Here is a 13224-nt window from a genome sequence, read left to right on the forward strand (position 1 = left end):
CCAGGCCTGGTCTGCAGTCTGGATTGCCTTTCGGCTGACGTGATCTGAACTGTTCCGAAGGAGGTCCGCACTCCAGTGCTGCCGAACATCGATCCACCGGAAGCCATGCCGGCAGCAATCGTCCCTCCGGCCGTTAGCGCTATTGCTGTACCTGTGAGGGCTCCGAAGACCCGTCGAGTGAGAGATATTTCGCCGCTCTGCTGAATTGGGCTGCGATGTCGGAGTGCGGTTGTCTGAACTGAGTCCCCCATGCGATGGCCCACCTTTCTGAATCAATGTGGAATCTGATGCAGTAAATGATTCACGGCACACCTTGGGTTAACCATGGGTTCTAGGTTTCTGACGTTTCGGCGCTCACGGATACCGTTATGCACGGCGTAGCTCCGTCCGATGACGGGTGAACGTCTGTTCCGGAACATAATGGAAGATGCCTTCTTCGCGCCTTGGCCTCCTTCTCGACGTGGATGGCCCCATCGCCAGTCCCGTAACCCGCACGGTTCCGCCGGCGATCATCCGGGACCTCCTGACCCTTGCCGCCGCCGGGTGGCCGGTCGTCTTCAACACGGGAAGGTCGGACGAGTTCATTCGGAAACAGGTTCTGGCGCCAATGCTTGCCGCGGGCATCCCCGACGGTGTGCGGTTCTTCGCTATCTGCGAGAAAGGCGCAGCCTGGTTCAGCTTCGGAAATGAAGGAGCGGGCGAAGTGCTGGTGGATCTGGATCTGGCGTTGCCGATGAGTTTCGGCGATGACATCCGGGACATCGTGGAGGAGAAGTACTCCCATCTGATGTTCTTCGACGAAACCAAGCGCGCGATGGTGTCGGTGGAGCAGTCCCTCGACGCTTCGAGCGCGGATTACCTTCTGGGCCAGGCAGCTTTCGATGCCGATGCCCTCGAGATCCTGCACAGTCACGACATGGGCGCACGCCGGATTGCCCGCGTGGAGCCGGACAGCAGCGGCAACATCGAGTACCGGATCGATCCGACGATCATCTCAACGGATATCGAGTCCGTGCGGGTCGGCAAAGACCTCGGCGCTGAACGCGCGCTGAAGCTGCTCGCCCCGCTCACGGAGATTCCCGTGCAGTGGCGGACCGTCGGTGATTCACGCACCGACTACGCGATGGCCGACTACCTCCACGAGCACGGGTACGACGTCGCGCACGTGGACGTCCGGCCGGCCGACGGCGTTCCCCCAACTCCCTACCCGGTGCTGACGGAACACGGCCTGACCAACGAAGCAGCAGGAGCCGCTTTTCTTGCGCGCTGCGTGGCTTCGATTCCGGGGCCCGCGCTCGAACGCCCAGTTCCGTAAGCCATAATGACGGGGTGGCAGGCATGATTTCCCGATGGCGCACCCAGCTTCGAAAGACGTTCACCGCAAATAGCGACGAACCTCCGACATGGGCCGAGGAGCTCGACTCCGGAGACGACGTCGGCTACTTCCCGCCGGAGTCGGCGGCGTGGGCAATCCACAGTTCGATGACTCCCCTGGTGGCAGGAATCCGCGCGCTGTTGCTGCAGACCCTCCACCCGGGCGCGATGGCGGGGGTCCACGACCATTCATCGTTCCGCGAGGACCCGCTCGGCCGGCTGGCCAACACCATCCGGTGGATTTTCACTGTCACCTACGGGTCGACGACTGCCGCGAAAGAAGGATCGGCCTTCGTCCAGCGGCTCCATACTCGCGTGACAGGCGCATACGTCGACAGTAATGGAGTTGAACAGCGGTATACCGCGGGAGACCCCTCCCTCGTGCGTTGGGTGCATCTGGCCTTCACTGATGCATTCCTTGCAGCGCATAAAGCTTACGGCGGGCCGATCCCGGGAGGGCCCGACCAGTATGTCGCTGAATGGGCTCGGGCGGGTGAGCTGATGGGAGTCGATGACCCACCTCGGTCCGAGGCCGACCTCGCGGCGCAACTTGCCACGTTCGACCCCGAGCTGACCAATAGCCGTCAGGTCCAGGAAGCACTCAAATACATCAAACGGCCTCCACTGCCGCGATCACAACGGGCCGGATACGGCGTCCTGTTCGCGGCAGCAGTTGCCACGCTCGAGCCGCGCCACAGGGAGCTGCTGGGACTCCGTGCCCCAAAGCTCGGGCCCGTTCCGCTGCCGATCAAGAGTGCGACGCGTCTCGTGATGGGTCTGGTCCGGCTCGGTCTGGGATCCGAAGGCCCGAGTGAGGCAGCCGCGAAGCGGCGCATCGCGCGGGTTACAGCAGTGGACGGAACAACCGATTCCACAGATCAGCGATTCAGCAAACACGAAAGCCCCCGTCATGACGGGGGCTTTCGTGGTACTCGTTACTCTGCGGAGGATGGGGGATTTGAACCCCCGAGGGCGTGAACCCAACACGCGTTCCAGGCGTGCGCCATAGGCCGCTAGGCGAATCCTCCTGATTTGGAGCAGACACCAGACTACCCGTACATGGTTGATGTGCCGAATCGGGACGACTTCCAGCGGTGTCGTCTCGCAGCGACACATGGGACGTGCCCCTGTTCCGGGGCTGCAACAACGATCGTCATTACCCACGGCCGGCCCTGGAATCGGCCGTAGCCCGAATGGCGGCAGGTGTTTTTGTGTAGACTATTTCCCGGCCCCTCATGTGGTGTCATCCTGTGAACTCCCCCAGGACCGGAAGGTAGCAAGGGTAAGCGGGCTCTGGCAGGTGCATGAGGGGTCTTCACTTTAACCCGGCCGATGGACGCAGGGATGCGCCAGGTGCCAGGAACTCTCTATGCGGAAGGGCGAGGGGCCGGCCAGTGCGGGAAAGTACGGGCGCAGGGCGCTTCGCTCCCAGCCCGACGGGAGAACTGCACCTTGGAAACCTCCGCACAGCCATCCTGGCCTGGCTCTTTGCGCGCAGCACAGACCGCCGATTCCTGCTCCGGATCGAGGACCTCGACCGTGTCCGGGCGGGGGCTGAGAACGCCCAGATCCGCGAGCTCCTGGTGTCCGGGTTGTCGTGGGACGGGCCGGTGACCCGGCAGAGCGATTCCGGCCACCGCTACGCAGCCGCCATTGAGAACCTGAACCGGGGCGGCCTGCTTTATGAGTGCTTCTGCACGCGTCGTGATATCGCGGAGGCGTCGTCCGCACCGCACACCATCCCTGGAATCTACCCTGGCACCTGCCGCCGGCTCGGGACCGCGGAACGCACGCGCCTTCGCCTCGTGAGGCCGCCGGCACTACGCCTGAAGACCAACGTCGAAACCTGGACCATCACTGACGAGCTTTCCGGGAAACATACCGGTCCCGTGGACGACCTCGTGATCCGGCGGAACGATGGCGTGCCTTCCTATAATCTCGCCGTGGTCCTGGATGACGCGGCACAGGGCATCGACCAGGTGGTGCGGGGGGACGACCTGCTGAGCTCCTCCCCACGCCAGGCCTACCTCGGTCAACTGTTGGGCCTGCCCGCTCCGCGCTATGTGCACGTGCCACTGGCCCTGAACGCGCACGGCCGGCGGCTGGCAAAACGTGACGGAGCCGTGACACTCGAGGATCTGGCGGCCGAAGGTCTCGACTCCGCGCGGGTGCGGGGAATCATCCTCGAATCACTTGGATTGCCTACCGCTTCCCTCGCAGACGCGCTGCGGGCCTTCAACCCCTCGAAGCTCCCCCGTGAGCCCTGGATCGTCGCTCCCGCCCACCTCTCCCCGACCGGCACGCCTTCTGTCACCCCCAACCGATAAGGTTTCTTTGTGAGTACAGCCCTTTACCGCCGATACCGCCCGGAAACCTTTGCGGATGTCATAGGTCAGGAGCACGTTACCGATCCGCTTATGGCCGCGATCGACAAGAACCGCGTCAACCACGCGTATCTTTTCTCCGGCCCGCGCGGCTGTGGGAAGACGACGTCGGCGCGGATCCTCGCCCGGTGCCTCAACTGTGCGAGCGGTCCTACCTCGACGCCGTGCGGCGTCTGCGACAGCTGCGTGGAACTGGCGCGCAACGGCTCCGGCAGCATCGACGTCATCGAGATCGATGCCGCGAGTCACGGAGGCGTCGACGACGCGCGCGACCTTCGGGAACGCGCTACCTTTGCTCCTGTGCGGGACCGGTACAAGATCTTTATCATCGACGAAGCCCACATGGTCACCTCGGCGGGCTTCAACGCGCTGCTCAAGATCGTCGAGGAACCGCCCGAACACATCCTCTTCATCTTTGCGACCACCGAGCCCGACAAGGTCATCGGCACCATCCGTTCACGTACCCATCACTACCCTTTCCGACTGGTGCCGCCGGAACCGCTCATGGCTTATCTGGAAGTGCTGTGCCGCCAGGAGAACGTGCCGGTGGCCCCGGGCGTCCTCTCACTCGTGGTGCGGGCCGGCGGGGGATCGGTACGGGACTCGCTCTCTGTACTCGACCAGCTCATGGCAGGCGCGGGAGAGACGGGACTCGACTACGAGCTCGCCGTCTCGTTGCTGGGGTATACCCATGCGACGCTCCTGGACGACGTCGTCGACGCCGTGGCGGCGGGCGACGCCGGCACGGTTTTCAACGCGGTCGACCGCGTCATCCAGACAGGCCACGACCCACGGCGGTTCGTCGAGGATCTGCTGGAGCGCTTCCGCGACCTCATCGTCATCAATGCCGTTCCGGAAGGGGCAGCATCGATCCTGCGCGGCATTCCGGACGACCAGCTGAACCGCATGCGGGCGCAGGCGAACCAGCTGGGTGGCGGCGAGCTGTCGCGGTCCGCGGATGTCACGAACACCGCCCTCACCGAGATGACGGGCGCAACATCTCCCCGCCTCCACCTTGAACTTCTGTGTGCGCGGTTGCTCCTTCCGGCTGCCGACCAGTCCGTCCGAGGAACCCTTGCGAGGGTCGACCGCATCGAGCGCCGGCTCGAGTACGCAGCCGGCGGCATTCCCCAGCACGACGACGCCGGTCAGCCCGCTGCGGACAGCCGGGGTGAATTCGCGCCCGACATCTCACCTCGACCCGGTGCCGTATTACGCACGGGAAGGGAAGCTGCAGCCGATTCAGACAGCGGGCTGGCTCCACCAGAACCAGTCAACGCGGGATCGGGCTCCGCTGTTCCGTCCAATTCCACGCCACGGACGCTGCCGGCCGATGCCGCAGCATCCGATGAGGTGCAGGACTCGGGCACGGAGCAACCGGGCGCCACTCCGGCCGCTCCCTCCAGTCGCCTTCCGAACCGGACCTCGGATGCTGCGCGAGTTCCGACGCATACTCCAGATACCCCGCCGGCTCAAGGCCCCGGAACAGCTCCCCTCCGAGGTGCCGGTTCCGGTTCCGGTTCGGCTCATACCGCTCCGGCTTCGGGTGTCGGCGGTGCAGGGCAGATCGAGATGGTGCGGCGCGCATGGCCTGAGATCATGGATGAGCTGGCCAAGATCAAGCGCATCACCTGGCTGAACGTCAATGTGGCTGCCAAGCCCCGCTCGCTGGAGGGCAACCTCCTGGTGCTTGCTTTCACCACGCCCGGTAATGCCATCGCCTTCCAACGCGGCCCCCACGCCGACAACCTCAAACAGGCAATACACACGGTCCTCGGGCTCTCCTGTGAGATAGAGGCACTGCACGACGGCGCGGCGGCAGGTGGGGCGGGCCCAAAAGTACCGGCCGGCCGGCCGGCCGCGAATAGGGAAGTCGGGGAAACTGCACCTGCGGTCGTCGCCGAAACCGAAAGGCCTACCGGCGTTCGGGGATCCACCGGAACGACCTCCGGCGCTGCGGCGGGCGTCGCATCCGCCTCCGCACCCCGGGGGAACACTGAAACTGCTTCCTCGCCCGGCGAAAGCACCGAAACGGCTCCCGCGCCCCGCGAAAGTCCGGAAACTGCTTCCTCGCCCGGCGAAAGCACCGGAACGCCTTCCGTACCCGGCGGAAGCACCCAAATGTCTACCGCGCCCGGCGGAAGCATCCGAACGACATCCGGCGTTGCTGCAGACGCGGAAAAAACATACAGCACCGATGCCGGACCCGGCAGCGGCGTCGGGCCGGCGTCGGATTCCGATGTCACCGCCAGGCGGAAGACGGGGGCCGGCACGGGCTCCGGTACCCGCACGAATCCTTCGCAGGAAACCACTGCTGGTTGGAGCCCCCGTGACTCGGACGATTCCTGGGCGATGGTGGAGCCGCCCGAGGATTCCTTCGATCCCGGGCCGGGATGGCAAGGCACGCCAGTGGCTGCGAGCTCCCGCCCGCCGAAGGACGAAGCAGGCGCGCCAGCGGCCTCCTCGAACCCGCCCCGCCCAGAAGTAACACCGGAGCCCGGCGGCCCCCGTTTCAACGAGCAGGGCGCTGGTCCCGCAGCCTCCACACGAAGGCCGGTTCCAACTGGGCAGCGACACGCGGATGCACCCGATTCAGCGCGTCCCGGGACAACCGGGACAACCTACGCGGCTCCGGAAGCGGCGACAACTGCAGCCCCCGCAACCCGGACACCTCCGGCGCCAGCAGCGCCAGTAGGAAATCCGGCAGGGAACTCGACGCCGGCATCAGGGGGCCCTCCGTCGACCAGTGACGACGGCCGACCGAACGACGGCCGAACGAATGACTCCCGAGCCGCTGACGCCGTCCCCGCCGCTACCCCTGATGCCGGGAACCGGCCGGTCAGCCGGTACCAGCGGTTGCTCGACGAGGCCGAGCGCAAGCGGGTGGAGTCGGCTGCCACGAGCAACAGCGCCGTAGACTTGAGGTACGTCGAAGATGTTCCCAGTGCCGATGACGAAACGCTCGAGGAGTCCGGCCTGGTGGGCCGAACCGCTATTGAACGCATACTCAATGGGCGCCTGGTGGAAGAGCGAAGCGTCGAACCGCAGTAGAGTCCGCACTGTACGTGTTGCCTGCCGTAATCGTGGTTGGGAACAGCATCCAATGATCATCAGCCGAACAGAGAAGGTTACGTGTACGAAGGCGCAGTCCAAGAGCTCATCGACGAGCTGGGACGCCTCCCGGGAGTGGGCCCGAAATCCGCGCAACGCCTCGCTTTCCACATCCTTGAAGCGGACAGCGAAGACATGCAACGGCTGGTCACCGCGATCACCACGGTGAAGGAACGCGTGAAGTTCTGCGCGATCTGCGGGAATGTCGCTGAACAGGAAACATGTGGGATCTGCCGTGACCCGCGCCGGGACCCGACCATGATCTGCGTTGTCGAGGAATCGAAGGATGTAATCGCCGTGGAGCGGACGCGCTCTTTCCGAGGCCGGTATCACGTCCTGGGCGGTGCCATCAACCCGATCGCAGGCGTCGGACCTGAGCAGTTACGCATCCGCGAGCTTCTCAGCAGGCTGTCCGATGAGCAGATCCAGGAAATTATCATCGCCACCGACCCCAACCTGGAGGGCGAAGCGACTGCCACCTATCTGGTGCGCATGCTCAAGACCATCGGTATCCCGGTCACCAGGCTGGCTTCGGGGTTGCCGGTGGGCGGCGACCTCGAATACGCCGATGAAGTCACGCTCGGGCGCGCCTTCGAAGGGCGCCGCGCCATGTCGTAGGTGGGCGGTCAGAGTCGGCAACAGGGTACAGCGGCGTGGCTCGCGCTCGTCATGCGATCCTTGTCCCGCGCGCCAGACGGACGGCCGGCGTCGTCAGCTTCTTTCGTCCCAGCAGGAGCAGCCCGCCCGCCAGGAGGCCCTGCAGGGCCACCCCCAACGGCCAGATAGGCGGCTGTCCCCCGAGGTCGGCAGCTACGCCAATCTCGTCACAGGTCACATTGGTGTCGGGGCCTGCCTGCAGCGTCCTGACATCCTGCACAGAAGTTTCCGTGACGCATTCGAGGATCAGCCGGATCAGGGATGCTTGTCTCGTCGAGCAGTGCGGAACTGTTGTAGGACTGGTAGGACCTGGTCACGGTCGTCCTTTCGGACACCAGCGGCATGGCCAGGCCGAAGACGATGAGCGTGGCGACAGTCAGCATCGCAACGAGCATGTACGTGATGACGATGGAGAAGAGGAGCCGAGTGGCGAGAGCGGAGACACCCGCCCCTACAGCGGAGATGAGTCCCAGTTCCAGGGAAAGCATCCCAAGGGAAACGAACGCCTCACCGGCGGGCACACCACCCAGCGCCAGGGCCCCTCCTGAACCCCGGAACCCGACACAAAGTTCGAGGACTTCCGGTCTCGCCGCTACACTTGCACGGTGTCCCGTCCGCATCCGGCATGCCTCGGACGGCCGCACCAGTCGCCAGGGTCGCCGTGCTGGTCGGATTGCAGAGCGCCGAAGCGCTCTGGTCCGGCAACGTCAACTCCATGTCAAGGATCGGTGAGTGAGCGCATGAGCTTCATAGTTCAAAAGTTTGGCGGGTCCTCGGTTGCCGATGCCGAGGGCATCAGACGCGTAGCTCGCAGGGTGGTCGAGACGCAAGCCGCCGGCAACCAGGTGGTCGTGGTGGTCTCCGCGATGGGTGACAGCACTGATGAGCTTCTTGATCTGGCATCACAGGTGTCGAGTGCCCCGCACGCCCGCGAGATGGACATGCTGCTCAGTGCCGGCGAGCGGATTTCCATGGCTCTCCTCGCAATGGCCATCAACGGTCTCGGGGCGTCCGCGCACTCCTTCACGGGGAGCCAGGCCGGCATGATCACCGACGCAATCCACGGCAAGGCCCGCATCATCGATGTATCTCCCCACCGGATCCGCACCGCGATCGAAAAGGGCGACGTCGCCATCGTCGCGGGCTTCCAGGGAATGAGCCGCGACAGCAATGACATCACGACGCTGGGCCGCGGGGGATCCGACACCACCGCCGTCGCCCTCGCTGCAGCCCTGGATGCGGATGTCTGTGAGATCTATACCGACGTCGACGGCGTCTACACCGCCGACCCGCGCGTCGTGCCGTCCGCGCAGAAGATCGACACCATTTCGAGCCAGGAAATGCTCGAGATGGCAGCCTCCGGCGCCAGGATCCTGCATTTGCGCTGCGTGGAGTATGCCCGCCGGTTCGGGGTACCCCTTCACGTGCGCTCCTCCTTCAGCCACCACGAGGGAACCTGGGTACTGCCCAGCCCCGACGACAAGATCACGATTCAAGAGGGAGAACCCTTGGAACAGCCAATCATCTCGGGTGTAGCGCACGACCGCTCGGAAGCAAAGGTCACGGTGGTGGGAGTGCCCGACATCCCCGGCAAAGCCGCCGAGATCTTCGGAATCGTGGCCGGGGCGCACACGAACATCGACATGATCGTCCAGAACGTTTCCACGCACGGATCGGGCCGCACCGATATCTCGTTCACCCTCCCCATCGTGGACGGAGCCGCAGCCCTCGCCGCGCTCGGAGAGGCGCAGGCCCGGGTGGGCTATGAAGCAGTCGACTACAACGAGAAGATCGGTAAGCTGTCGCTGATCGGAGCCGGAATGCGGTCCAACCCCGGGGTGTCATATCGCTTCTTCCGGGCCCTGTCCGATGCGGGCGTCAACATCGACATGATCTCCACCTCGGAAATCCGTATCTCCGTAGTGACGAACGCCGACCTCCTGGACACCGCGGTACGCGCGGTCCACGCGGCTTTCGAGCTCGACGGCGAAGCCCCTGCCACCGTGTACGCGGGGTCGGGCCGCTAGCACCTCGCTTCGGATTGCAGCGACAGCACGGAGTTACTGAACCCTGCGCGGAACAATGTATGTGCTTCCATCGGCACGCGTCACGGTTTCCCACTGGTCTGCCTCGGAACGCTGTTGCCGGAGCAGCGCTTCGTTCTCCGCGGTCATCGGATGGTCGAGGGAGCTCGACTGCGCCGGACCGAAGAAGACCCGCGCCTTGCCGGTGACCTTCATGAACCGCTCGACCATGCCGGGCCTTGCCGGCTCTTCTTCTTTTTCAACCGGAGTCTTGTCCATGGAACCAGCGCCTTTCCGCAGAGAGCCCTTTCAGTTTAGGCCACCGGCAGCTGCAGGACAGCAGAAGGGACCGGCAGCCACAGCTGCCGGTCCCCTCAGTTGAACAAGCTCCTAGCGAAGGAGTGAACCTCCGACGGCGGGAGCCCCACCATCCACTACGACCGGAGCCGCTGGAGGAGCGCCGGCCGCTTTCTTGCCGCTGCCTACCGTGAGGTTGACAGTAGTTACAGGTCCTGTTCCGAACTGGACGAGACCGACATAGCTGCCTGCCTCAAGGCCGTTCCAGGAGACGGTGACCCTGGCTTCCTGGCCGTTGACGAGCTGCAGCGGGTTGGGGTCGACAGTCAGGTTTCCTTCGTCCCCACCCAGGACAGTCGACTCGACGGTGCCCGCTCCGGCACCGTTGTCCGCCGTGCTGAACAGATTGGCGATGACCCGGTAGGTCCCCGGTACAGGATTGTTCAGTACAAGCGCCTCACTCGCGGAGGCCGTAGCCGCCTGGAGAACGCGTCCGTTCGGCGTCTGGATGAAGAGGTCGAAGTCATCCGCCGCGTCCGCAGCGTTCACTGCGAACTTCGCGAGCGAGGTGCCCTCGGGGACCATGACCTCGCTGACGTTGTTGCTGGCATCGGAGACGACGTTGGCAGCTCCGCCCGGCAGCAGTTCGATCTCGCTGCGGTTGGCCTTGCCAAGACCCTGCACAGCAACGTCAACGGTGCCGTTGAGTCCGGATACGATGTCGAACCTCCCGGATCCGGAGCCCTTGGCGGACTTGAAGGCAACGGATTCGGGAGCGGTGGCCGTCACCGGACGCACCGTGACGGGTGATGTGACAGTGGTGCCTGCGCTCTCGGTCCAGGTGAGATGGCCCATGGCAAATGCGTCAAGTGCGGCCGTCCTGTTCTCGAAAGTGACCTCGAACGACTTCGACTCGCCTGCTGCCGTGAAATCCAGCCTGGCGGGAGAGACCGATGCGTCGATTCCGGGGAGATCAACGCTCGCTGTGTAGCTGCCGGGTGCGGTTGCGGTGACTGTACGGGTGACGGTGACCTTGCCGGTGAGATTACCCACGGCGAAGGACGGGACGTTGACATTCCGTGCTTCCACCACCTGCTTCTTCTTCAGGCCCAGTTCCGCTCCGAGGCCCTGAAGGAAACTGTTCCAGTGATCGGCGTCGGCGTCGTACACGAGGCCGGGACTGAGCAGGCCTGCCGGATTCACATGGCCCGCTCCGGTAGCAAAGAGGTCTTCATTGGTGCTGCCGTCCTCATTGACGAGGTTCCCCGCGGTGGTCATGAGGGAAGACTTCACAGCTGCCGGTGACCAGGCCGGGTTCTTCGCCAGAACGAGGGCTCCAAGGCCGGCAACCTGGGGTGCGGCCATGGAGGTTCCCGAGAGGAATCCGAAGTTCTCGCCTGTCTTCACCGGCGAGATGCCTGCGAGTACGTTGACTCCCGGGGCTGCCACATCGGGCTTCAGCAGGTCGGAATTCGCCGCGAGCGACGGCCCGCGTGAGGAGAACGCCGCAACCTGCGGGTCAGGTGAGGTGGGAAGGCCGGTAGTGTCCTCATCGACCAACGCGGCGGTGAGCGTAGGATTCGCTGCGAGCTTTTCCTTGATGGCAGTGCCGTCGACATGCACCGTCGGTACTGCATGCAGGTCGAGGTCAAGCGATCCCGGAGTCACGTTGACAAGGACCATGCCTACCCCGTCAGCTTCCGAGACGGCAGCACTCTTGAGTACACGATCAATGACGCCGCGGTCGCAGACCACGATCTTTCCGGCGACCTTCGCGGGATCAAGCGTGCCGGGGGTGCACAGGGCGACCGCGGAGGCGGCCGCTCCGTCGCGGCCCGCGTCGGCCGCGAGCACGACTGCGGTCTGGGGAACGTCCCGGTTCATCACCGAGGCACCGCGGTACTTGGTGCCGTCCGAAAGCTCGACGGTGCCCTGGAGCTCGTGCGAGAAGGTGCTTGCGGCCACCGTGGTCAGCCAGGGCGAGCTGTGGTTCACAGTGCTCGCGGTGGGGCCCGAGTTGCCGGCCGAGGCCGAAACGAAGATCCCGGCCGATGCCGCGGAAAGGAACGCCATGGCGACGGGGTCGGTGGTTGAGTTGTTGTTTCCCGAGATCGAATAGTTGAGGACGTCCACGCCGTCGATGATGGACTGTTCGATTGCCGCTACCGAGGCGGAGCTGTAGCAACCGCCCGTTGCCTGGGCGTTCTCCCAGCAGACCTTGTAGACCGCTACTGCTGCGGCGGGAGCAACGCCGGCGCCCTTGCCGAAGTCGCGTCCGTCGACCGACACCTGCACATCCGCATTCCCTGCGGCAGTCGAAGCGGTATGGGTGCCATGGGAATCGATGTCCAGCGGCGAAAGAACTTCGTTCTCCGATGGGGTGGCGAACTGAAGGAAATCGTCAGCGTAGTAGCGGGCGCTGAGGACCTTCGAGTTGCACGCGCTGCCGTCGAACTCCTCGCCGACTTCGCAATCCCCCAGGAAGGTGGTGCCATCGGCCTTCAGCATCGCGATTTCGCCCTCGGGCGTCAGGTACGGCTCGCCGACCACGGGCGCTCCAATGAGGGGCTGGACGGGGGCTCCGGTCAGGAAGGCACTTTCCGGCCGGTAACCCGTATCGATGACACCCACGACAGTGCCCTTGCCCGCGTTCTCGACTCCACCGAACTGGGTGGCCCACGCGCCGTCCTCACCCGGGAGACCAAGGAATTCGGTGCTCGAGTAGTCGGGACTGTTCTGTACATTCGGCGCCACTGCATAGACGTCGGGGTTCTTCGCCAGTTGCGCTGCCTGGCCCGCCGTCAATTCTGCGGCGAAGCCGTTCAGGGCGACGGTGTAGGAGGAGTCGACCTCGATGTCGACGACGGCCGCGACGTCCTGCTGCTTCTTCTTCAGACGCGCTTCATAGGCCCGCGCGTTCGGTGAATCCAGCTTCAGCTTTTCGCCCTTGCCTGGTTTTGTTGCCGGAATTCCTTCCGTTCCTCCGTCATAGGAGGCGAGAGGATGCTCCTGCAGCATCACGATGTAGGAGCCGTCCTCGAAGCTGCCGGCGCCTTGGATCTGGGGGGCAGTCTGCAGGGGCGCCGGCGCCGCGAATGCGGCCGGTGCCAGCGAGGCTGATGCCATGAGCAACGGCATCCCCAAAGCGATGGCCGTGGCTGTGCGGAACCTGGAGCTCCGCGGCACGGCTTGGCCTTGTCGTGTCATAGGAAAAAGCGCCTTTCGTCAGTGCGGGCGCGGCATCGCCGATCCCCTCATGCTGGGACCCTGGATGAGACTCCCCTTGTGACAGCAGTCACAAGCGTCACAGCGGTCACAAACTTACCCCAGGCAACACCATTCATCCATAGCAAAGCGGGCACGCTGCCGAAATTCTT

General features: G+C 64.5%; 9 protein-coding genes, 1 tRNA gene and 1 other RNA gene. 7 read left to right on the top strand and 4 right to left on the bottom strand.

Translation table 11 applies throughout. From position 1 onward, the window contains the following. The first annotated feature begins 427 nt into the window (after window positions 1-427). Together IWX65_RS06660 and IWX65_RS06665 are read left to right on the top strand one after the other, a co-directional pair. Window positions 428-1315, top strand: a complete 888-nt coding sequence (locus IWX65_RS06660) for a hypothetical protein (protein ID WP_196881647.1) — start codon at window positions 428-430, stop codon at window positions 1313-1315. Window positions 1316-1338: 23 nt separating this feature from the next. Beyond that, window positions 1339-2352 (top strand): oxygenase MpaB family protein, encoded by a 1014-nt coding sequence (locus tag IWX65_RS06665; RefSeq protein WP_196881648.1) that lies wholly within the window; start codon window positions 1339-1341, stop codon window positions 2350-2352. Here the strand turns inward: IWX65_RS06665 and IWX65_RS06670 are convergent. Beyond that, window positions 2318-2402 (bottom strand) — tRNA-Ser (locus tag IWX65_RS06670). The two genes, IWX65_RS06665 and IWX65_RS06670, sit on opposite strands and share 35 nt — an antisense overlap. Before the next feature lie 196 nt (window positions 2403-2598). On the opposite strand from IWX65_RS06670, the gene ffs reads away from it, so the two are divergent. The 4 genes from ffs (at window position 2599) to recR (ending at window position 7487) form a co-directional block, all read left to right on the top strand. Further along, an RNA gene (gene ffs / locus IWX65_RS06675) (signal recognition particle sRNA small type) lies at window positions 2599-2694 on the top strand. Between the two features lie 74 nt (window positions 2695-2768). Then, window positions 2769-3701 carry a tRNA glutamyl-Q(34) synthetase GluQRS gene (gene gluQRS / locus IWX65_RS06680; RefSeq protein WP_196881649.1) on the top strand — a complete coding sequence of 311 codons (933 nt, stop codon included), beginning with the start codon at window positions 2769-2771 and terminating at the stop codon, window positions 3699-3701. A gap of 9 nt (window positions 3702-3710) precedes the next feature. Continuing rightward, window positions 3711-6809, top strand: coding sequence for a DNA polymerase III subunit gamma and tau (locus IWX65_RS06685; RefSeq protein ID WP_196881650.1), 3099 nt, complete (start codon window positions 3711-3713; stop codon window positions 6807-6809). A gap of 81 nt (window positions 6810-6890) precedes the next feature. Beyond that, window positions 6891-7487 carry a recombination mediator RecR gene (gene recR, locus IWX65_RS06690; protein WP_196822401.1) on the top strand — a complete coding sequence of 199 codons (597 nt, stop codon included), beginning with the start codon at window positions 6891-6893 and terminating at the stop codon, window positions 7485-7487. 206 nt (window positions 7488-7693) lie between these two features. Here recR and IWX65_RS06695 read toward each other — a convergent pair whose 3' ends face one another. Further along, the gene (locus IWX65_RS06695) at window positions 7694-8146 is read right to left on the bottom strand and encodes a hypothetical protein (protein WP_196881651.1); all 453 of its coding nucleotides are present in this window, start codon (window positions 8144-8146) and stop codon (window positions 7694-7696) included. A gap of 120 nt (window positions 8147-8266) precedes the next feature. Here IWX65_RS06695 and IWX65_RS06700 point away from each other — a divergent pair, with 120 nt between their 5' ends. Next, window positions 8267-9553: an aspartate kinase gene (locus IWX65_RS06700; RefSeq protein WP_196881760.1), complete on the top strand. Its 1287-nt coding sequence runs from the start codon at window positions 8267-8269 to the stop codon at window positions 9551-9553. Window positions 9554-9586: 33 nt separating this feature from the next. Here IWX65_RS06700 and IWX65_RS06705 read toward each other — a convergent pair whose 3' ends face one another. Both IWX65_RS06705 and IWX65_RS06710 read right to left on the bottom strand, forming a co-directional pair. Further along, window positions 9587-9829 (bottom strand): hypothetical protein, encoded by a 243-nt coding sequence (locus IWX65_RS06705; protein WP_334683706.1) that lies wholly within the window; start codon window positions 9827-9829, stop codon window positions 9587-9589. A gap of 111 nt (window positions 9830-9940) precedes the next feature. After that, on the bottom strand, window positions 9941-13054 hold the full coding sequence (locus IWX65_RS06710; RefSeq protein ID WP_196881652.1) for a S8 family serine peptidase: 3114 nt from the start codon (window positions 13052-13054) through the stop codon (window positions 9941-9943). Window positions 13055-13224: the final 170 nt, after the last annotated feature.

Source organism: Arthrobacter sp. CAN_A214, assembly GCF_015751955.1.
Lineage (GTDB): Bacteria > Actinomycetota > Actinomycetes > Actinomycetales > Micrococcaceae > Arthrobacter_D.